The sequence below is a fragment of the Methylobacterium sp. WL7 genome (genome assembly GCF_008040085.1).
GTDB lineage: Bacteria > Pseudomonadota > Alphaproteobacteria > Rhizobiales > Beijerinckiaceae > Methylobacterium > Methylobacterium mesophilicum.
In genome coordinates this window covers 1-18,876 of the sequence record NZ_VRVG01000113.1, presented here as the reverse complement: position 1 = coordinate 18,876, position 18,876 = coordinate 1, and the positions used below count along the sequence as shown (strand labels likewise).

General features: G+C 65.0%; 20 protein-coding genes. 15 read left to right on the top strand and 5 right to left on the bottom strand.

The features are described 5' to 3' along the window. Positions 1 to 547: 547 nt before the first annotated feature. Positions 548 to 1,516, bottom strand: a complete 969-nt coding sequence (locus tag FV233_RS22470) for an SDR family NAD(P)-dependent oxidoreductase (protein ID WP_147898827.1) — start codon at positions 1,514 to 1,516, stop codon at positions 548 to 550. A gap of 135 nt (positions 1,517 to 1,651) precedes the next feature. On the opposite strand from FV233_RS22470, the gene FV233_RS22465 reads away from it, so the two are divergent. Both FV233_RS22465 and FV233_RS22460 read left to right on the top strand, forming a co-directional pair. After that, the gene (locus FV233_RS22465) at positions 1,652 to 2,311 is read left to right on the top strand and encodes a TetR/AcrR family transcriptional regulator (RefSeq protein ID WP_147898826.1); all 660 of its coding nucleotides are present in this window, start codon (positions 1,652 to 1,654) and stop codon (positions 2,309 to 2,311) included. Between the two features lie 214 nt (positions 2,312 to 2,525). Then, positions 2,526 to 4,028, top strand: coding sequence for an aldehyde dehydrogenase family protein (locus tag FV233_RS22460; protein ID WP_147898825.1), 1,503 nt, complete (start codon positions 2,526 to 2,528; stop codon positions 4,026 to 4,028). A 36-nt stretch (positions 4,029 to 4,064) separates the two neighbouring features. Here FV233_RS22460 and FV233_RS22455 read toward each other — a convergent pair whose 3' ends face one another. After that, positions 4,065 to 5,087 carry a LysR family transcriptional regulator gene (locus FV233_RS22455; RefSeq protein WP_187277571.1) on the bottom strand — a complete coding sequence of 341 codons (1,023 nt, stop codon included), beginning with the start codon at positions 5,085 to 5,087 and terminating at the stop codon, positions 4,065 to 4,067. Positions 5,088 to 5,187: 100 nt separating this feature from the next. Here FV233_RS22455 and FV233_RS22450 point away from each other — a divergent pair, with 100 nt between their 5' ends. The 11 genes from FV233_RS22450 (at position 5,188) to FV233_RS22400 (ending at position 12,725) form a co-directional block, all read left to right on the top strand. Then, complete coding sequence (locus tag FV233_RS22450; RefSeq protein ID WP_147898824.1) at positions 5,188 to 6,075, top strand: alpha/beta hydrolase; 888 nt, start codon at positions 5,188 to 5,190, stop codon at positions 6,073 to 6,075. A 29-nt stretch (positions 6,076 to 6,104) separates the two neighbouring features. Next, positions 6,105 to 6,929 carry an alpha/beta hydrolase gene (locus FV233_RS22445; protein ID WP_147898823.1) on the top strand — a complete coding sequence of 275 codons (825 nt, stop codon included), beginning with the start codon at positions 6,105 to 6,107 and terminating at the stop codon, positions 6,927 to 6,929. A 30-nt stretch (positions 6,930 to 6,959) separates the two neighbouring features. Next, positions 6,960 to 7,928, top strand: coding sequence for an MBL fold metallo-hydrolase (locus tag FV233_RS22440; protein WP_147898822.1), 969 nt, complete (start codon positions 6,960 to 6,962; stop codon positions 7,926 to 7,928). Between the two features lie 82 nt (positions 7,929 to 8,010). Continuing rightward, on the top strand, positions 8,011 to 8,670 hold the full coding sequence (locus FV233_RS22435; protein WP_147852769.1) for a pyridoxamine 5'-phosphate oxidase family protein: 660 nt from the start codon (positions 8,011 to 8,013) through the stop codon (positions 8,668 to 8,670). Between the two features lie 203 nt (positions 8,671 to 8,873). Beyond that, the gene (locus FV233_RS22430) at positions 8,874 to 9,623 is read left to right on the top strand and encodes an MBL fold metallo-hydrolase (RefSeq protein WP_187277570.1); all 750 of its coding nucleotides are present in this window, start codon (positions 8,874 to 8,876) and stop codon (positions 9,621 to 9,623) included. Continuing rightward, entirely contained in the window at positions 9,610 to 9,948 is a 339-nt protein-coding gene (locus tag FV233_RS22425; protein WP_147852767.1) for an SH3-like domain-containing protein, read from the top strand. The genes FV233_RS22430 and FV233_RS22425 overlap by 14 nt, the downstream gene beginning before the upstream one ends. Continuing rightward, on the top strand, positions 9,945 to 10,610 hold the full coding sequence (gene nthA / locus FV233_RS22420) for a nitrile hydratase subunit alpha (RefSeq protein WP_147852766.1): 666 nt from the start codon (positions 9,945 to 9,947) through the stop codon (positions 10,608 to 10,610). The genes FV233_RS22425 and nthA overlap by 4 nt, the downstream gene beginning before the upstream one ends. Continuing rightward, positions 10,607 to 10,945 (top strand): SH3-like domain-containing protein, encoded by a 339-nt coding sequence (locus FV233_RS22415; protein WP_147898821.1) that lies wholly within the window; start codon positions 10,607 to 10,609, stop codon positions 10,943 to 10,945. Before nthA ends, FV233_RS22415 begins: the two co-directional genes overlap by 4 nt. Continuing rightward, positions 10,942 to 11,370 (top strand): DUF302 domain-containing protein, encoded by a 429-nt coding sequence (locus tag FV233_RS22410; protein ID WP_147852764.1) that lies wholly within the window; start codon positions 10,942 to 10,944, stop codon positions 11,368 to 11,370. Before FV233_RS22415 ends, FV233_RS22410 begins: the two co-directional genes overlap by 4 nt. Before the next feature lie 105 nt (positions 11,371 to 11,475). Beyond that, positions 11,476 to 12,003: a cytochrome P460 family protein gene (locus FV233_RS22405; RefSeq protein WP_147852763.1), complete on the top strand. Its 528-nt coding sequence runs from the start codon at positions 11,476 to 11,478 to the stop codon at positions 12,001 to 12,003. A gap of 329 nt (positions 12,004 to 12,332) precedes the next feature. Continuing rightward, positions 12,333 to 12,725 (top strand): DUF305 domain-containing protein, encoded by a 393-nt coding sequence (locus FV233_RS22400; RefSeq protein WP_147852762.1) that lies wholly within the window; start codon positions 12,333 to 12,335, stop codon positions 12,723 to 12,725. A 562-nt stretch (positions 12,726 to 13,287) separates the two neighbouring features. Here FV233_RS22400 and FV233_RS22395 read toward each other — a convergent pair. After that, the gene (locus FV233_RS22395; protein ID WP_147898820.1) at positions 13,288 to 13,521 is read right to left on the bottom strand and encodes a hypothetical protein; all 234 of its coding nucleotides are present in this window, start codon (positions 13,519 to 13,521) and stop codon (positions 13,288 to 13,290) included. A gap of 689 nt (positions 13,522 to 14,210) precedes the next feature. Further along, a complete protein-coding gene (locus FV233_RS22390) occupies positions 14,211 to 15,476 on the bottom strand; it encodes a hemolysin family protein (protein ID WP_246690063.1) in 1,266 nt (421 codons plus the stop codon). 731 nt (positions 15,477 to 16,207) lie between these two features. On the opposite strand from FV233_RS22390, the gene FV233_RS22385 reads away from it, so the two are divergent. Next, on the top strand, positions 16,208 to 17,083 hold the full coding sequence (locus tag FV233_RS22385) for an ImmA/IrrE family metallo-endopeptidase (RefSeq protein ID WP_246690061.1): 876 nt from the start codon (positions 16,208 to 16,210) through the stop codon (positions 17,081 to 17,083). A 130-nt stretch (positions 17,084 to 17,213) separates the two neighbouring features. Next, positions 17,214 to 17,465 carry a hypothetical protein gene (locus FV233_RS22380; RefSeq protein WP_147898817.1) on the top strand — a complete coding sequence of 84 codons (252 nt, stop codon included), beginning with the start codon at positions 17,214 to 17,216 and terminating at the stop codon, positions 17,463 to 17,465. A 321-nt stretch (positions 17,466 to 17,786) separates the two neighbouring features. Here FV233_RS22380 and FV233_RS22375 read toward each other — a convergent pair. Beyond that, positions 17,787 to 18,876: hypothetical protein (locus FV233_RS22375; protein WP_147898816.1), on the bottom strand; the 1,090-nt coding region annotated here is incomplete at its 5' end.

The window sequence follows — 18,876 nt, the reverse complement described above, 5'->3', positions numbered from 1 at the left end:
CCGACGCACCCGATCCGCAGAATAGCGACGTCCCCGCCCGGCAGCCTTGCCCCTGCTGCGGCGGTCCCATGACGATCGTCGGCTCCTTCGCGGGCTGGTATCAGCCCCGTGGGCCGCCGTTCCGCTCCACGTCGAACCGGGCAGGTTCGCCATGACCCGGCATGGCCTGACGCCGCCAAAGACCCGAAGAGGTGCACTTCGGGGCGGGCCTCAGCTTGTGCCGACCGCAGGGATCAGCTTGGCCAACGAGGTCGTCGACCTCGGGTCCGCCTCACCGGGCCCTCGTAACCAGGCAGTCCGGGAGCCTTCAGGCCCGCAAACACCGGAGCCGACCCGTTGTAGCTACCCCAACGGGGGCCACGCTCAGCCCAAATCCCCATAGCTCAGTGACCGCCATCCCGCGGGTTCGTTCATCCACGACTTTCGTACGCCTCACGGCGCCCGAAACTCTTCAGGATTTAAGACGGTCTGCTTTTGAGCGGTAAGCGCAGCAATGCGGACATCCGATCTTCGGCTAGGTCTGGCTCGAAGTTGCCTAGTTGCAATGTCAGAAACGCTCGTCCACCAAGTCCTCGCTCCTCGCCCAGAGCGCGCGCGAGCGTTCGGGATCCAGCGCGTAGGAGCGCACGCCCTCGCTGACGGGGGTGATCAGCCCGTCGGTGATCTCGGACACGTGGCAGTTCTCGCAATAGCGGCCGCCGACTGCCTCCGCCGACGCCACGAAGGCCGCCCAAACCGACGTGGCAGCCCCTTGGGGGATGGTCTTCCACGCAAAAGCCGGCTTGCCGGCCGCAGCGAGGTCGGCGTTGATCCGCTCGACCGACTGGGCGACGGCGCCCTGGCCTACATGCCGGCCGAGCTCGGTCTGGATGCCGCCGGGGTGCAGGGCCGTCGCCCGCACGCCGCGCGTCCTGTGCCGCCGGTCGAACTCCACGGCGAACTGGATGTTGGCCGTCTTCGAGCGCCCGTACGCGACCATCGGGTCGTAGGGCGCGTGCTCGAAGCCCGGGTCGTCGAGATCCGGCTCCGCGTAGCGATGACCGGCCGAGGCGACCATGACCAGCCGACCGCCGTCCCGGATCGAGGACGCGATCCGGTTCACGAGGACGAAGTGGCCGAGATGGTTCGTGCCGAACTGCGTCTCGAAACCGTCGGCCGTTCGACCCAGCGGCGTGGCCATGACGCCAGCGTTGGCGATGACGACGTCGAACGGTCTGCCGTCCGCCAGCAGCGCGTCGGCGCAGGCACGCACGCTCGCCAGCGAGGCGAGGTCGAGCGCGACCAGTTCGAGACTTCCGCCATGCGCTGCCTGATCGCGGACTATGGCAGTCGCCGCCTCGGCCTTGGCGAGATCCCGCGCCGTACCGACGACCTGCGCCCCGTGCGCGGCGAGGGCGCGGGCCGTCTCCACGCCAAGCCCCGCCGACACGCCGGTGACGAGCACGCGCTTTCCGTTGAGTTCGACGCCCGCGAGCACCTCGTCGGTGGTCGAGGTCGCCCCGAATGATGCGGCCATGTTGCTCTCCTTGCCGGTGGACACACCTCGCCCGTCGCCCGCGAAGCCATTGTTCGCCGGCATTTAAATCGGTAAGAGGAGGATCCCTCCGTTTAAATACGGAGGGATCCTCCGTTTAGCAAGAGGGGTTCGCCCGTGGACGAAGAGGAGCCTCGTCCGCCAGCCCGCAGGCCGCGTGCCGACGCCCAGCGCAATCGCGCCCGGCTACTCGACACGGCCAAGGCGACCTTCGCCGAGAAGGGCGCGTCCGCAGGCCTGGAGGAGATCGCGCGCGCGGCAGGCGTGGGTGTCGGCACGCTCTACCGCCACTTCCCGACCCGCGACGCCCTGATCGAGGCGGTCTACAGGAATGAGACAGCCCATCTCGCCGAGGCCGCGGAGCGGCTCACAGCCACCCGTTCCCCGACTGAGGCCTTGCGGGAATGGATGCTGGTGTTCGTCGACTACATGGCGACCAAGCAAGGCATGTCGGAGGCCCTCAATGCGATGACGGACGGACCGGCCGGCCTGTATGCCGCGTCCGGCGCCCAGATTAAGCAGTCCATGGCCATGTTGTGCGACCGCGCGGTCGCCGCGGGCGAGATCCAACTCGGCATGGAGCCGCTCGACCTGCTGCGGGCGGTGGCCAGCGTAGCCAACATCAGCTCCGGCCCGGACCGGAGGCAGTCGGCCATGCGTCTAGTCGATATCCTGATCACGGGTCTCGAACAGTCCGGTCGCGACGAAGCGGGACGCTCGATTGCGGCTCGCGCCAAAGGCGCGTCCCGTCAGCAATCTCGCCGGTCAAAGCCATGAGCGCGCGGGTCTCGGCGAGACGTTTGCTGCAGTTGGGTCACCGCCTTCCAGGGAAGGTGAGGCCGGCGCCGTGCTCATCCCGTCGGCCGGATCCCCTCGGATCGGAAGAGAGGCCCTTGGCGCGCCCACCGTGGCCACACCGCTCTATTGGGTGGTCGTTTTCCACGACGACACGGCTTGGTTTCCACACCGAGATCGCCCTATGCCCGCTCCCATGACGACCACCATCGAGCGCCTCGTATCGGGAACGCCTGTGCCTTTCGGCGGGGACCGCGTGACCGTGGTCACGCCGGAGCTTGCGGCTGCCTTTCAGCCCGGCGACCATCTGCTGGTCCTGCAGGAGACCGGAGACCTCCTGCATATCCCCGCGGCTCAGATCGCATTGGCCGCCGCCGCAGTGGACCGTGCGCATGCCGCCTTCATGGCGATGTCGGCCATTCCGGATCAGGCAATCGAGCGGTTCTTCGACCGTTTCGCCGCGCTCCTCGAAGACCCTTCGGCTTGGAGTGCCATCGCCGAGGCGAACCGGCAGGATGTCGAGCGCGCCCAGGGCGGTGGCCGTTCGACGACCCGGCTCGTCGCCACCGACCGGATGCGGCAGGACATGGTCGCGGGCCTGCGGGCGTGGCGTGACAGCGAGACGCTGCGCGGTCGGGTCGTCGAACGCATCGTCCATACCGGCTGGACCATCGAGCAGGTGGCGGCACCGCTCGGGGTAGTCGGCTTCGTCTTCGAGGGACGCCCGAACGTGCTCGCCGATGCAGCGGGCGTCCTGCGCAGCGGCAACACGGCCGTCTTCCGCATCGGCAGCGACGCACTCGGCACCGCACAGGCCATCATGCGGCACGCCCTCGTGCCCGCGCTCGATGAGGCCGGCTTACCACCCGGAGCCATCTCGCTCGTCGAGAGCCCGGAACGGTCGACCGGTTGGGCGCTCTTTGCGGACCGCCGGCTCTCGCTGGCGGTAGCACGTGGGTCGGGTCGGGCGGTGGCTCAGCTCGGGAGCGTCGCCCGGCAGGCCGGCACGGCGGTCAGCCTGCACGGAACCGGCGGAGCGTGGATGGTGGCCGACCGCGATGCGGACGCGGAGCGCTTCTCCGCGGCTGTCGAAGCCTCGTTGGACCGAAAGGTCTGCAACACGCTGAACGTGTGCTGCATCCATCGCGCCCGGGTGGCGGATCTCGTGCCGGTTTTCCTGTCGGCCCTGGACGCCGCCGGCCGCGCACGCGGCTTCGGGTGCAAGCTTCATGTGGTGGCAGGCGACGAGACCGTCCTGCCGGACGCCTGGCGCAGCGCCGCCGTCCGGGTCCGGCGCGCCGAAGGCGAACGCACCGAACCGCTGACGGAGATCCAATCCGAGGACGATCTCGGCTACGAGTGGGAATGGGAAGACACGCCCGAGGTCAGCCTGAAGATCGTGGATGATCTCGATCACGCGGTCGCGCTGTTTAATCGCCACAGCCCGCGTTTCGCCGCATCGTTGATCAGTCGGGACCCGGAGGCGCATCGGCGCCTCTATGACACGGTGAACGCGCCCTTCGTAAGCGACGGGTTCACCCGATGGGTCGACGGGCAATATGCCCTAAACCAGCCCGAGCTCGGGCTGTCGAACTGGCAGAGCGGCCGTCTCCTCGCCCGGAGTGCCATCCTGTCCGGAAGCGGGGTCTTCACGCTGCGCAGCCGCGTCAATCAGGACGACCCGCGATTGAGGCGGTGAATGGGCGGCACGCCGCAAAATCCACGCATCGACCGGTCACGGACTTCCCGATAGCCGGCCGGCGCCATTCCGGTTCGGCGTCAATCGCTGGCGCGAGACCTCGGCGTCGAGCCGTTCCCGGGAGGAACGTCGGTCCTCGGGTTGCGGCGGGGTGCGGTCGAAGTCGGCCCTGAGGCGAACGGCGGCGAAGTCCATGAAGGTCCGCACTTTAGCGAGCGACAGCCGATCAGGTAGCGTGACCAGATGTACGGGCACGGGAGGCGGCTCGTCCTCGGGAAGTAGGACGACCAAGCTGCCGCCGAAGACTTCCTGCTGGATCTTGTAGGAGAAGATCCGGGCGATGCCCTCACCGTCGACCGCCGCGCTGACGGCGGCCTCGTCGGTGTTGACCATCAGGCGCGGCTTGACCCGGACCGTGCGGGAAACCCTGCCTCCATCCAAGGGGGGGAAGCTCCATATATCCTCCGGGCTCGTGGGCTCGATGCCGATGGCGTCGTGCTGCGCCAGATCGGATAGGGACATGATCGGCGGCCGGCCAGCCAGGTAGTCGGGCGATGCACACAGAACGCGGCGCACCTCGCCGATGCGTATCGCTATCAAGTTGGAATCCTGCAGCGGGGCGATCCGGAGCGCGACGTCGATGCCCTCATCGAGGAGGCTCGTCATCCGATTGAGCAGCAGGTATCGGACCTGCATCGCGGGATATGCCTTTAGGAACTCACCCACGACCGGGCGCAGGACACGTGTCCCGAACATCACGGGGGCGGTGACGGTCAGGACGCCCTGCGGGGCAGCCCGATGTCCGGCAACGGCGAGGTCGGCTTCACCTAAGTCCGTCAGCACCCTGCGGCAGACGGCGGCGTACTGCTTGCCAGCCTCGGTCAACTGCAGCCGTCGGGTCGTCCGGTGCAGGAGCTGAACTCCGACGTGACTCTCAAGGGCGGCGATGGCCCGCGTCACGGCCGCCGGCGAGCGATTGAGGCGTCGGCCGGCGGAGGCGAGGCTGCCTTCGTCCAGGGCGGTGACGAACACCCGCATTGCATCGAGACGGTCAATCATTGTTCCGCCCCGCGAAATCAAGGATTTCGCAGCTTAGGCATTCTGCGGTCGATCACAATACGCTAACTTCGATTGAGTGGTTCGATGCGAAGGTGGCTACGTGACTGATCCCGCCAGCATTCCGGTCACCCATTACCGCACCGCCAAGGTCGACGACGTGAACGTCTTCTACCGAGAAGCCGGCCCGGCGGGCGCACCGGTCGTGTTGCTGTTGCACGGCTTCCCGACCTCGTCACACATGTTTCGCAACCTGATCCCGCTCCTCGCGAACCGCTACCGCGTCATCGCACCAGACTATCCGGGCTTCGGCGGCAGCGATGCTCCTGATCATCGGACGTTCGCATACACGTTCGCGCACTACGCCGACCTCGTCGATGGGCTTCTCTCCCAACTGGGGGCGGGCCGTTACGCGATGTACGTGATGGATTACGGTGCCCCGGTCGGCTATCGGCTCGCCCTCAAGCATCCCGAACGTGTCAGCGCGCTGGTCGTCCAGAACGGCAACGCTTACGAGGAGGGGCTGAAGGAATTCTGGGATCCGATCAAGGCCTACTGGCGCGAGGATACCCCGGAACGGCGTGACGCTCTCGCCTTCCTCGTCGCGCCGGAAACGACGAAGTTTCAGTACGTCGACGGCGTCGCCGACGTGACCCGGATCGATCCGGACAACTGGCTGCACGATCAGGTGCTTCTCGACAGGCCGGGCAACAAGGATATTCAGCTCGACCTCTTCCGCGACTACGGCACCAACGTACCACTCTACCCGCAATTCCAGGCCTTCTTCCGCGAGCGCAAGCCGCCGACGCTGATCGTCTGGGGCCGGAACGATACAATCTTCCCGGCCGACGGCGCACACCCGTATCTGCGAGACCTGCCCGACGCCGAGCTGCATCTGCTGGATACCGGGCATTTCGCCCTTGAAGACAAACTCGACGTCATGGCGCCCATGATTCGGGACTTCCTCGACCGTAACGTCGCCGGCCGCTGAGGTGCAGTTGGCACGCGAGGGGGCGGCGCATGGGCACGATCAAGGTCGAAGACGGCACCGAGATCTACTTCAAGGACTGGGGCGAGGGGCAACCCGTGGTCTTCAGCCACGGCTGGCCTCTCAGCGCCGACGCCTTCGAGGATCAGATGTTCTTCCTCGCCAGCCAGGGGTACCGCTGCATCGCGCATGACAGGCGGGGGCACGGCCGCTCCAGCCAACCCTGGACCGGCAACGACCTCGATACCTACGCGGACGACCTAGCCGCGCTGGTCAGGGCTCTCGACCTTCGGGAGGTCATGCATGTCGGCCACTCGACGGGAGGGGGCGAAGTTGCCCGCTACATCGGCAGGCACGGCACGGAGCGGGTCGCGAAGGCCGTTCTGATCGGCGCCATCCCGCCAATGATGCTCAGGAGCGTCGACAATCTAGACGGGACGCCCATCGAGGCGTTCGACGTCCTCCGCTCCGCTGTGCAGGCCGACCGGTCGCAGTTCTGGAAGGATCTGAGCATGCCATTCTACGGCTACAACCGCCCCGGTGCAGCCATTTCGGAGGGCGTGCGTGAGGCGTTCTGGCTGCAGGGCATGATGGCAGGCTTCCCCGCTTCGTACTTCTGCATCAGGGCGTTCTCAGAGACGGACCTTACGCAAGATCTCACTCGCTTCGATGTTCCGACGCTGGTACTTCATGGCGACGACGATCAGATCGTGCCGATTGATGCCTCGGCGCGACGGTCCTCGAAGATGATCAAGGATGCGAAGCTCCTGGTCTACGAGGGCGCCCCACACGGATTGTGCACCACCCACAAGGACCGCGTTAACGCGGATCTTCGCGACTTCCTGTCGGCGTCATAGCGGCCCGCCCGCCAGAAGGAGAGCCGTGTGATGCCGTCATCTCAGTTTCAGCTCTCCCACAGAGGCCTCTGCCTCTGTGGCACGCCGGATACGACATTCGGGGCGAACGGAACGTGGCTCTCCCCGAGACAATCCTTCGCTAAAGCGCGCGGTATCGTCGAGACGATCAAGTTCGAGGCGGCGAAGGCTGCCATCAAGGTCCACCATCTCCGCGGCAACATCGCGGTCTTGGAAGGATCTGGCGGCAACATCGCGGTTCTGGCGGGCCGCGCCGGTAAGATTCTCGTCGACGCCGGCATCGCCGTGTCGCGCCCGCAGGTCGCCTCAGCGCTCGCGACGCTCGGCCCCGAACCGGTCACGCATCTGATCAACACGCATTGGCACTTCGATCACGCCGACGGGAACGCTTGGCTGCACGAGCTGTCCCCGACAATCATCGCCCATGAGAACACGCGCCGGCACCTCTCGACCACGCAGCGCGTCGAGGACTGGGACTACGACTTCGTGCAGCTTCCGGAAGCGGCACTGCCGACCGAGGTGTTCGCAACAGATCACCGCCTGAGCCTCGACGGTACCACGCTGGCATTGCGCTACTATGGGCCCGCCCACACGGACAGCGACATCTCGGTTCACTTCGAGGAGCCCGAGGTCCTGCATGTCGCCGACACGTACTGGAACGGTGTCTACCCCTTCATCGACTATTCGACCGGCGGTAGCATCGACGGGAGCATCCGTGCTGCGGAAGCCAATCTTGCCCAGGCGACCGAAAGCACCATCGTCATCCCCGGCCACGGCTTTCCAGTCAGCGACCGCGCGGGGCTGCAGCGGTTCCACGACATGCTCGTCACGGTGCGGGACAAGGTCGCCGCACTGAAGGCGCAGGGAAGATCACTGGAAGAAATCGTGGCGGCGAGACCCACGGCAGCCTTCGACGAAGTCTGGGGCCAATTCGTCATCACGCCAACGCTATTCACCCGCCTCGTTCACGAAGGTGTCTGAGCGAGTACGGCCAAATTGAAATCCGAGTCGGCGACAGCGCCAGAGGATCCAAGCGAGGACGATTTGACGGGGAGGAGGCAATATGGGCCGCAGGTACTCCGATATCGCCTTCACGCAGTCGGTGAAAGCGGTTCAAGAGGCGCAGGGAAGCCGAAATCTCTACGCGCGGTACGACGCGCTCGATGAGCCCGGCGCGCGGCTCGGTCCCGGCGAGCGCGCGTTCATCGCGGCACGCGACGGCTTCTACATCGCGACAGTCTCGCAGACCGGCTGGCCTTACGTGCAGTTCCGCGGCGGTCCGCCGGGCTTTCTGAGGGTCCTCGGCGAGGCTGACCTGGGGTTCGCCGATTACCGTGGCAATCGGCAGTACGTGACGACCGGAAATGTCGCCGTCGACGACCGTGTCTCGCTGTTCCTAATGGACTATCCAAGCCGGCGCCGCCTGAAACTGTTCGGCCGCATGCGGGGCGTCGAGAGGACCGACTTTTCCGAACAGGTCGACCGTCTCGCGCCGCCTGGCTACCGGGCCGTGATCGAACGTGCATTTCTGATCAGGGTCGAGGCGTTCGATTGGAACTGCCCGCAACACATCACGCCGCGCTTTACCAGCGCTGAGATTGCCGACGACCCGGAGCTCCGCGACCGGATCTGTGCCGAGGCGCAGGGTCGAACAAGGCAGCCTGGATCGCCCGGAGCCAGCGCCAGCCACGTTCGTGGCCCGGGATCGGGGACCGCGGTATGACTGGGCAGGAGGACACTACGGACGGCCGGTCCGTGCACTCCGCAGTTACTCCCGAACAGCGCGCTCACTCGGAAGTGGCGAGGCGAGCGCCTTATCGTTTCAGGCATGGCTCCTACGAAGTCACGGTCCTCAGCGATGGGCATCTGGTACTGCCTACGACACTGCTGGCCCCTGAAGCGCCGGCGGCAGACCGAAGCGCGGCATTGGAGGGCGCCGGTATCCGCTCGGAAATCTACGAGCCGGCGGCCAACATCCCCCTAGTCCGCACCGGTGAGGAGCTGATCCTGTTCGATACCGGCGGAGTGGGGTTCCAGCCGGGTCTCGGGCAACTCTCTCGGCACCTCGCGGCCTCGGGCATCGACGCCGGCAGCATTACGAAGGTGGTCCTCACCCACGGTCACCCGGATCACATCTGGGGGACCGTCCTGGCAGACGGTGCTCTGCGCTTCCCCAATGCCACCTACTATGCCGGCGCGACCGAGTGGGACTTCTGGAACCACGACGACGTCTGGACGAAGCTTCCTGACGCTCAGCGGCCGTTCGCGATCGGGGCCCGTCGCCAGTACGCAGCCGTACGCGACCGGGTTACGATGGTGCGCCCCGGAGACGAGGTGATTTCCGGGATCCGAGCCATGGCGACCCCGGGTCACACGCCGGGCCACCTCTCCTTCGAGGTGGCCGGAGGAGACGGGCTGATAATCGCCGGCGACGTCGTCACGACGCCATCCGTGTTCTTCCCAAATCCCAGGTGGACGTTCGGCTTCGACGCCGACGACGGGCAGGCCATCGCCAGCCGCGAACGCCTGCTGGACCGCGCGGCGAGTGAGCACGCGATGCTTCTAGGCTATCACTGGCCCTATCCCGGCGTGGGTTTCGCCGAGCGGGACGGCGCTGGCTACCGCTACCTTTCAGAAGATGCCGACCGAGCGGACGCCAGGGATGACAGCTACTGAGCGGGACCAGAGCATCGTATGGGCTTTGGGTGAGACGCCCAGCTTCAAGGTTGGCGAGGGTGTCAGGATCGCGAAGCGCTCTCCGGTCGGGCACTATCGCGTGCCGCTGTACCTGCGTGGTCGTGAAGGTGTGATCGAGAAGGTCATCGAACCGGCCGGCATCGACAACGAGGAGGAAGCGTACGGGCGCAACGCCGGTTCGAGGCTGCACTACTACCGCGTCGCCTTCGCGATGGCGCAGCTCTGGCCCGATTATGCGGCTTCGTCGCGCGACAGCCTGCACATCGAAGTGTTCGAGACCTGGCTTGAGAGGATGGGGGAATGAGCGCGCACGGGGATCCGAACGTTGATCATCACGGGCATGATCACCCCCATTCGGAGATCGTCCACACGGGACGACCCGGCTACTACGAGATTATGGAGACCGCGGTGCGGGAACTCCTGATCGAGCATCGCCTCATCGGCGCGGACGAGATCCGGAGACAGATCGAAGTCCTGGACTCGCGCACCCCCGCTCTCGGCGCCAAGGTTGTCGCGCGGGCTTGGGTCGACCCCGACTTCAAGGAACGTCTCCTCGCCGACGGCCGAGCCGCCTGCGAGGAGCTCGGAATCAGCTTCTACGACGACACCGGGCTTATCGTGCTGGAGAACACCGACCAGGTGCATAACCTGATCGTCTGCACGCTGTGTTCGTGCTATCCTCGGCCCGTTCTTGGACTTCCACCCGACTGGTACAAGCTGAAACCTTTCCGGTCCCGTGCCGTGAGCGAGCCGCGCGCGGTTTTGGCAGAGTTCGGCACCATCATCCCTGACGACGTCGAGATCCGGGTGAGCGACTCGACCGCGATGGTCCGCTACCTCGTCCTGCCGCGGCGACCGGCAGAAACGGAAGGCTGGGGCGAGGAGGAACTGGCTGCCCTTGTCACGCGCGACACGATGATCGGCGTCGCGCCCGTCAAGCTTCCAATTGCTGGAGCCGACCGATGACCCAGACCGAGATGCTGCTGAAGCGGCTGCCGAACGACATCGGAGGCCTGGACGGTGGGCACATCCAGCGGGTCGAACACGAACTTGAGCCTTGGGAGAAGCGGTGTCACGCTCTCGCCGACGTGCTCGACTTCTACAAGATTCTCAACACCGAGGAGAAGCGTAGGGGTGTCGAGGCGCTTGGAGCCGAGATGGTCGGTGCGCTCAGCTACTACGAGCGGTGGATCGCCGCGTTCGCCAATATTTTGTTCGCGAAGGGCATCCTGACCCCAAGCGAGCTGGCCGCCAAAATGGACGAGGTGGCGGCCCGCTGGGACAGGGAGCCTCGCCCATGACGGCCGGTTTTATCGAGCATGAGAGCCGGTTCCAGCCCGGCGAGACCATGGACAACCTTGTCGGCGCCGTGGCGGAGCGCGGCCTGACGGTGTTCCTCCGACTGGATCATGCGGCCGCGGCGGCCCAGGCGGGGCTCAATCTGCGGCCGACGCAATTGCTGGTGTTCGGCAGGGCGGAAGGCGGAACGCCTCTGATGCAGGCAAACCAGACCATCGGCGTTGACCTGCCTTTACGCGCCCTCGTGTGGTGTGATCCGGCGGATCGGACTTGGGTCGGTTACGACGACCCCCTGTGGCTGGCGGAGCGTCACTGCTTGACCGACGGCAATCCGAGGCGTGCCGCGGAGGCTCTCTCGCGGCTGGTGGAGGCCTGCGTGCTTCAGGCTTCCGGAACCGACCCGGCGAAACCACGTGGAGCGCTTTAGGTCGAGCATGGCGGCCTCAAGACTCCGCCACACGGATCTGACGTCAACCGCCGGAGCGGCGTCAATCGAGAAATAGTTCAGCATAGGGTTCAGGGGGAGAACACCATGAGAACGGCATTTCTTCGCCTCGGTGCATACATCATGGGCGGCTGCGTCATGGTCTTTCTTCCATTGGCGGCTGGAAGTGCTGATGACGATGCTGCTCCGATCTTCGGCATCAGACTTCCTGCAGGGTACCGCAATTGGCAATTGATCAGCGTGGCGCACGAAGCGGGTAAGCTCAACGACATTCGTGCCGTTCTTGGAAACGACATCGCGGTCAAGGCATATCGGGAAGGGACGCGTCCATTCCCGGATGGCGCCATCATCGCGCGGTTGGCGTGGGAGTATGTGTCGTCCGCCGAAAACGACGCGGTTTTCGGCCAAACGCAATCGTTCGTTCCCGGCTCCCCGACGAACGTGCAATTCAGCGTCAAGGACTCTAAGAAATTCGCCGATACGGGCGGATGGGGGTACGGCCAATTCGAAGGTGGCAAGCCCAACCGGAGCGAAGAGCTAATGATTACCTGCGCGCCATGCCATGCTCGCGTATCGTCAGACCATGATTTTGTCTTTACGCGCTACGCACCTTGAGAACCAGCTTTGGTCCGGCAATTAAAATTCAGTTTTTCAGCATCTTGCGTCTAATACGGACAGGATCGACAAAACTCTGCAATCCGAATTCATCGCTTTTGTTAATTGAGGATTGGAAGCCGTTTGCGACGACCGACGTCAATACGCCCCATCTTCGAAATACGCGGCAGGCCCATTCAAGCGCCCCTGGACCCGGCCGACGGCAGCCACGCAACCGGCGATGCCCCGCACTTGGCGACAGGTCGAACGACGCGGTGCAACTCGCCAGCCCGGAAGGCGCGACCGACAGCGGTAAGTTCGAGTGGCTCCTACCCCGGAGAGGAAAACTCATGACCCACAACCCCGCACTTCTCGCTGTCGCTCTGCTGTGGACCGGGGTGGCTAGCCCAGTCCTCGCGCAGGGCGTGAACGGTCACGGCTCAATGGTCGGCATGGAGATGGGCTCGACGAAGTCAGACGCGAAAGACGACGCCTCGACCAGAGAATTCAAGGCCGCCGACACGGCGATGATGAAGGATATGGACATTCCCTATATCGGCGACCCCGACGTCGACTTCTACGCCCACATGATCCCGCATCACAAAGGCGCGGTCGCCATGGCGAGGGTCGCCCTGAAGCATGCCAGGGATCCCGCCACCAGGGCGATGGCCAAGAAAATCATTGCCGACCAGGTCACGGAGATCTCCGACATGGAAGCGTGGCTGAAGAGGCATGGCAGGTGACCGCCGAAGCCAAGACAGCCAGCCGAGGCGGTTCGAGCACGCCTCCCCGATGAAGTTCTCGTCCGCCCAGGGGACCAAAATGCAAGCCGCCTGCAAAAGCACCCTCTATCGCATGGGCACAATCGCTGCCATCCGTGGCGAAAGATACCGCGGTCCGCTTTCCGGCGGCTGTCACACGAGCCTGCCCGACCGGCTTGGGTCGGTAGGAGCCTGTCCGCTTTTCGAGCACACCTCCTCCGAAGCGGCCATTCCGCTTACGGCCAGCTCCGGTCGCGTTGGCAGGCGTCCTTGAACAGCCGGGTTGGGTGGATTTGCGATGGTCTGCTTCCGGGCGGGTGTTGGCAGGAGCAGACACTGCCGTCGCGCCCGCTCCCGACCCTACTTGGACCCTCGGAAGGTCCGCTCCGCGGCAGCTTGGTGGAGGATGACCTACGTCCGGGTCAGGTAGATTTGCGATGGTCCGCTTTCGGGCGGAATTTGGCAGAAGAAAAAACTACCGTTGTTCCTGCTCACGATACTTAGCGGACCTCTCCTACCCTGGAGCGAAAGCGCTTATGTGCGATCACTCGCCGTTGCGCTTCTTTTGGCTCTCGGCCTGCTCGCGCGCGATTTCTTGCCCGATCTGGAAAAGGAGGACGCGCATAATCGCCTGCATCTCGGGCGTGCCGTAAACCTTCACGAGTTCATTCGCCTTGAGGCATGCCTCCGCCATCTCGTTGACGTCGTCCGTGGAGCCCACGTCATTTTGATCGTAGGTTTTGCGCAGTTTAATTGACCACGACGTATCGTACGGCATAAAATCCTCAGATCTTAAATATGACCCAGGTTGGTTTTCTGGAGCTGCAGTGTCAGACTTTTACATTCCATGTCAAGACAGTAAGCGTGCAGCATCAATGCTTGATCGTCTTGCGGTCTCTCTAGGCCGTCCTCTCGAAGCCTTCTTCGATCCGGCTCTCAGTGAAGAGGGTCAGACCCTGGAATTGCTACGCCTTTGGCTCACAATTGAGGATAGACAGGACCGCGCGAAGGTGCTTGCCCTACTGCAGAGCATGAGCGGCAACGTGCAGGGGGCCGGCGAGCCCGTGTATCTCGCGCACGCGATGCAGAAGCCCGATAAGGTTTGATAAAACCGGTTGCACGAAGGACCGATGTTTGCGCAGCGTTCGCTTCCCACACATAGCGAAGTTGCCGGACGGCCGACGAATGACCGCGTATGGGAAGCGTCCATGCCGAACTAAGCGGCTGGGTTGGGTCGGAACCAGCCGCGGACAGCGGTTCGCTAAAGGTGCACCCATAGCGAACTGCCGCCGGTCGCTCCGATGGGCATACCCAAACCGCACCAGCTCGACCCGCTGCTTTGGATGGTAAGCGAACCTGAACCCTTCGCCTTGAAGCCGACGCGTCGCCTCCGACCCATTACGGCTGGCAAATTCCTGACCCGTCACCCAACCAGGTCAGCTCCGCGCTCGGCCCTCGTCCCAATGATTAGGCTGTCCTAACTGCCAGGACCTTGTCGATCCGACGTCCGTCCATGTCGACGACCTCGAAACGCCAACCGCCGGCCTCGAAGGCGTCTCCGGCGGCTGGTATACGACCCAGTTGAAAGATCACGTAGCCGGCCAGCGTATTGAAGTCGTCTGAAGTCGGGTCCTCGGACAGCCCGAGCCGTTCGAGCGCCTCGCGGGCCGGCATCATGCCGTCGATCAGCAGCGAGCCGTCCGGGCGCTCAACCACGTCCGGTTCGTCGCCGGCCTCCGGGATGTCGCCGGCGATAGCCTCCAGCAGGTCCGTCTGGGTGACGATGCCCTCAAGGCTGCCGTACTCGTCCACGACCACAGCCATGCGCATCGGTTGGCTCTGGAAAGTCTCCAGCACCGCAAGGATGGTCATGCTCTCGTGCACGACGATGGGCGGCTGTGTGGCCGCGAGAACGTCGATGTCCTTGCCGTCGAGCACCTGGTCGAGCAGATCCTGCTTGCGCACGATCCCGACGATCTCGTCGACGTCGCCACGGCTGACGACGACCTGAGCGTGATCGCATTCACGCACAGCCTTCAGCACGACGTCCCGCGGGTCGTCGGCATCGATCCAGAAGACCTCGTGGCGCGGGGTCATGATGTCCCGGACCTTGCGCTCGCCGATGGCGAAGATGCGCTCCACCGCCTCCTGTTGGACCTCACGGATCAGGCCGGCTTCCTGGCTCGCTTGGATGAGCAGGTTGAGCTCAGCGGTCGAATGCAGCGAGCCCTCGCCGTGACCGGCCTGGAGGTCGAAGAGCCGAAGCACGCCGTTGCCGAGGCCGTTGAGCAACACGATCGCCGGGCGGAAGACGAGCAGGAACAGGCCGAGCGGACGGACGACGGCCAGCGCCGTGCGCTCGCTGCGCTGGAGGGCCAAACTCTTCGGGGCCAGCTCGCCGAGCACGATGTGTAGGGAGGTGATGATGGAGAAAGCGACGACCACGGCCACTGTGTGGGCCAGGGCCGTTCCGAGCGACATCGGCAGCCAGGTCAGAGCCGGCTCGATCAGGTGAGCCAGCGCCGGCTCCCCGATCCAGCCCAGCGCCAGGGACGAGAGGGTGATGCCGAACTGGGTAGCGGCAAGGTAGGCGTCGAGGCGGTCAGTGGCCCGTTGCAGGGCGGTGGCGTTGGCTCGCCGCTCAGAGACCAGTTCGGCGACCCGACTGCGGCGCACGGAGACCAAGGCGAACTCGGCTGCCACGAAGAACCCGTTGGCAAAGACGAGGACCAGGACCGCGAGCAACCCCAGTGCGGTCGACCATGCATCGTCGGAAATCAGCGTGACCCTTCTCGAATGAACGTCCCGGCCTACCAGCCTTGCCGATTTCAGGCCACGGCACGCCCCTCGCCGAGCTCGGACGACGCAGGCTTACCTGACGACCATCTCCGATGCGATCCGCGGCGACGTCGAGGCACTGAAGAACCTGCCGGTGCCGCTGCCGGCACTTTATGCGAGGTTCGGACGTGCGGCGCCCGTCGCGCGACCTGCTGGGATGGCTTTAGGCTCCACTGGCAGCGGTTCGATAGGAAGGGTGCAGCCGCCGACTGCCTCTTCGAAGAGGCCCACATCCGTATGTCCACTTCCGAGCCCGGACTGAACCGACTGCTACGACGAGGTGGGTCTGAGCCGGAACGTCTGCTTCAGGGCGGAGAGCCGGGGTCCGCTCTCCACCCCAAGCCGAAGTTGCCGGATGGCCGACGAATGGCCGCTTTCGGGAAGCTCTGATGGCGGTCCCTACGACTGTGTTGGGTCGTAAGCAGCATGGCCGCTTTTCCGACCGACCTTCTCTGAAGCGGTTGGGCTGCTTTCGGCCAGTTTACGCCATGCCGGATAGCCGACAGGCGCAAAACCGGTCCTTCGGCTTACCGCCTGCACGAACTCCCTGTAGTCCCGTCCTGGGATCGCGGGTGGGTGGCGGCCTGTAGGGACGGGATGGGGCTGCGCGGATGCCGATCAGCAGGATGGACCTCGTAGACGCGGCCTCGCCGGAGGCGCTCGTCAAACGCATCCTACAGGCTGAGCCGAACCTTTCGGTGCCCGTGCCGATCCAAGACCTGTGCGCGCGCCTTGGCATTCTCGGAATAGAGGACCTCGACACCGACGAGTTCGAGGGTGGCCTCGTTACCGACGCGAAGCGGTCCGAAGGCACCATCCTCGTCAAGCGCGGGGGCGAACCGCGTCGCCGCTTCACCATCGCGCATGAACTCGCCCACTTCCTGATGGCGCACCACGTCCCGGATCAATCCGGCCGGTTCATGTGCAAGAGCTCTGACCTTCTCCGCGTCACAGCGAAGGAGGGTGATCAGCGGCAGCGCAGGGAGGTCGAGGCCAATCGCTTCGCCACTCTCATGTTGATGCCCCCGCACCTGCTGCGGGGAGCCATGGCGGCCTTTCGCGAGCCCAATCTGCAGCACGTTCTCATGCTCGCGCGCGACTTCGCGGTCGGCAAGGAGGCGGCGGCTCGAGCCTACGTGCAATACCAACCCGAGAGGATCGCCATCGTCGTGGCGGGCAATGGCCGGGTGCAGCGGTGCTACCGCAGCCTCTCCTTTCCGGCCATCATCTCCGCGGTCGGCAGCCCGGTCCCGACAGGCTCGCTCTATCACAGTGGTCCACATCAGCCGAACATCGCGAGCGACATCGCCGCGTGTAGCTCCGATCTCTGGATCGACGTGAAGCGCGACCTCCGCGCGCCGTCCCTCTACGAGCAGGTGTACCTTCAGCTGAACAACTTTGCGATGATCCTCCTGCGTCTGGAAGCTGTCCCGGAGGAGAGCGCGGAGGAACGCAGGCTGGATGAGGGCTGGCGTCACCGTTTCCACTCGGGGCGACGGTAGGCAAGACATAGCCCTGATGGAACAGCCCCGACGGCTATAGCCTACTGCTTCGTCAGAGCGGGCGGTACCGCCGTCCCGAGGCTGATCCGGCGCACTCCTCAGGTCGGCATAGAAGCAATGAGGGTCGTGAATGGCGGGAACTGACGACTATCTTCGGTTGGTCCTCAATCTGGCTGCGGAAGAGGCAGCGTTCCTCGACCCGGCCGGTCGCGCCGAGGACGCTGGGCTGAACGCTATGGGCACCGCGTCTGCAACGTCTCCTGCGGTGTCGCTGATGATCACGAACCGTCAGCGAGCGGCGCTTCGTGAGCTTGGCTTTTCCGAAGAATCCATACGGCAGATGACGCCCGCCGAGGCGCATGGGAAGCTTGGGTTGGCCTAGCTGTCGTCACCTGAACGTGGATCAGGCGGCTGCCGGCGGCGGCGATGGTGTCGTCGCGAAATGGGCGGCTGTCACGGCGGGGCTGAGCTACAGTTCGCCGGTCGCGGATAAGGCCGCTTGTGTGCAGAACTGGGCCACTCGAACCTCTCAATTTTCAAACACTTGCACGGTGTACGAAGCGGGCAAAATCAGAGATGTGCCTGCGTGGGTGAGCTGGTGTTTCTCACGCGTCCGCGGCGGTGTGAAGTTGCGTCAGAGACGGGTTCGAGCCGGCAGCATGTGATTGCCGCCGACTCGGATCGTAGCTTCTTTATCGTCCCGTCAAGCAGCAGTCCGGGTCGCGGGCCGCGTGCGCTGCGATCGTGAACGGTTGACCGGCTTGGTCGCGCTGGTGGTGTCGACGGTCTGCATGTGCGTGGGTGCTGCCAATGCCTCAGCAGCGGGTACGAATGCGGCGGCTCCCATCGCGAGTTCGAGCTCGCCGTCGAGCAGCCACCAGTCCGTATAACGTCGATGAAGCGCCACGGCTTGTGCCGGCAGGCCGGCGGCGGCCATGGCGGTGAACGCGTGCTCCAGCGTCAGCGGGATGAACGGGATCGGGCCGGCGGCCGGGTCCGAGAGCTGGCGCTTGTAAGTTGCCGCGGCGGCGTGTGCGAGTTGGTTGTGCGCGGGGGCTATGAACGCGAGCGTGGCTGTGTCCGCGAGGCCGGCAGCGAGCATGGCGGCTGTGAGGGAGTGCTGGCGATAGAGCTGCTGGCAGGCTGGGCCGGTCAGGGTCGGGTCGTCGGGCGCGATGAACAGGCCCGGGGTCGTATGCGCGATCTCCGTGTGCCGCGGGTGGGGCGGTGGGGCAGGTTCATAGCCGGCTTCGCTGTACTTCATCTCTATGCAAATCAGCGCCCGGGCGCCGGTGGGGGTGATGCCACGGAGGACGATGTCGAACGCGGTTCGGTCGGCGGTGAAGCGTGGATCGCCGCGGCCCGGCGAGTGCTCGAACAGGATGTCCGTGACCGAGGTCAGTACTCCGGGGAACAGTTCGGCCATGAAGCGGGTGGCGAGCGCGGAGTCGGCGGCGAGTGGGCCGAACAGGTTGAAGGCCAGCGGCTGCGAGGACAGCAGGTTGGTTCGCAGGCGGCTGACGTCATACGCAGCGCCAGGTTCGCGGTAGGCGAGCGCGCGGGCGGCCACCGCGGCGATATCGGGCGTCATGAAGTTGGCGCCGGTGCGGCCGGCGGCGAGGGAGATGCGTGAGCCGAGGCGGCGGACACGGTGCGGGTTAGCGCGGTCGAGATGAGTGCCGATCGGCAGGTCACAGTCCTCGCGCCAGAGGGCTTGGAGGAAGCGGGCCGCGGCCTTGAAGCGGTGGTCGGCGGAGACGAACACGTGGTGACGGCGGCGGGCGGCCTCGGGG

Coding starts and splice junctions, on each gene's coding strand:
- FV233_RS22470 (WP_147898827.1), bottom strand. CDS start 1,516: ATGGCCGCATCATTCGGGGCGACCTCGACCACCGACGAGGTGCTCGCG.
- FV233_RS22440 (WP_147898822.1), top strand. CDS start 6,960: ATGCCGTCATCTCAGTTTCAGCTCTCCCACAGAGGCCTCTGCCTCTGT.
- FV233_RS22455 (WP_187277571.1), bottom strand. CDS start 5,087: ATGATTGACCGTCTCGATGCAATGCGGGTGTTCGTCACCGCCCTGGAC.
- FV233_RS22410 (WP_147852764.1), top strand. CDS start 10,942: ATGACGGCCGGTTTTATCGAGCATGAGAGCCGGTTCCAGCCCGGCGAG.
- FV233_RS22385 (WP_246690061.1), top strand. CDS start 16,208: ATGGACCTCGTAGACGCGGCCTCGCCGGAGGCGCTCGTCAAACGCATC.
- FV233_RS22415 (WP_147898821.1), top strand. CDS start 10,607: ATGACCCAGACCGAGATGCTGCTGAAGCGGCTGCCGAACGACATCGGA.
- FV233_RS22445 (WP_147898823.1), top strand. CDS start 6,105: ATGGGCACGATCAAGGTCGAAGACGGCACCGAGATCTACTTCAAGGAC.
- FV233_RS22380 (WP_147898817.1), top strand. CDS start 17,214: ATGGCGGGAACTGACGACTATCTTCGGTTGGTCCTCAATCTGGCTGCG.
- FV233_RS22425 (WP_147852767.1), top strand. CDS start 9,610: ATGACAGCTACTGAGCGGGACCAGAGCATCGTATGGGCTTTGGGTGAG.
- FV233_RS22395 (WP_147898820.1), bottom strand. CDS start 13,521: ATGCCGTACGATACGTCGTGGTCAATTAAACTGCGCAAAACCTACGAT.
- FV233_RS22405 (WP_147852763.1), top strand. CDS start 11,476: ATGAGAACGGCATTTCTTCGCCTCGGTGCATACATCATGGGCGGCTGC.
- FV233_RS22400 (WP_147852762.1), top strand. CDS start 12,333: ATGACCCACAACCCCGCACTTCTCGCTGTCGCTCTGCTGTGGACCGGG.
- nthA (WP_147852766.1), top strand. CDS start 9,945: ATGAGCGCGCACGGGGATCCGAACGTTGATCATCACGGGCATGATCAC.
- FV233_RS22460 (WP_147898825.1), top strand. CDS start 2,526: ATGACGACCACCATCGAGCGCCTCGTATCGGGAACGCCTGTGCCTTTC.
- FV233_RS22435 (WP_147852769.1), top strand. CDS start 8,011: ATGGGCCGCAGGTACTCCGATATCGCCTTCACGCAGTCGGTGAAAGCG.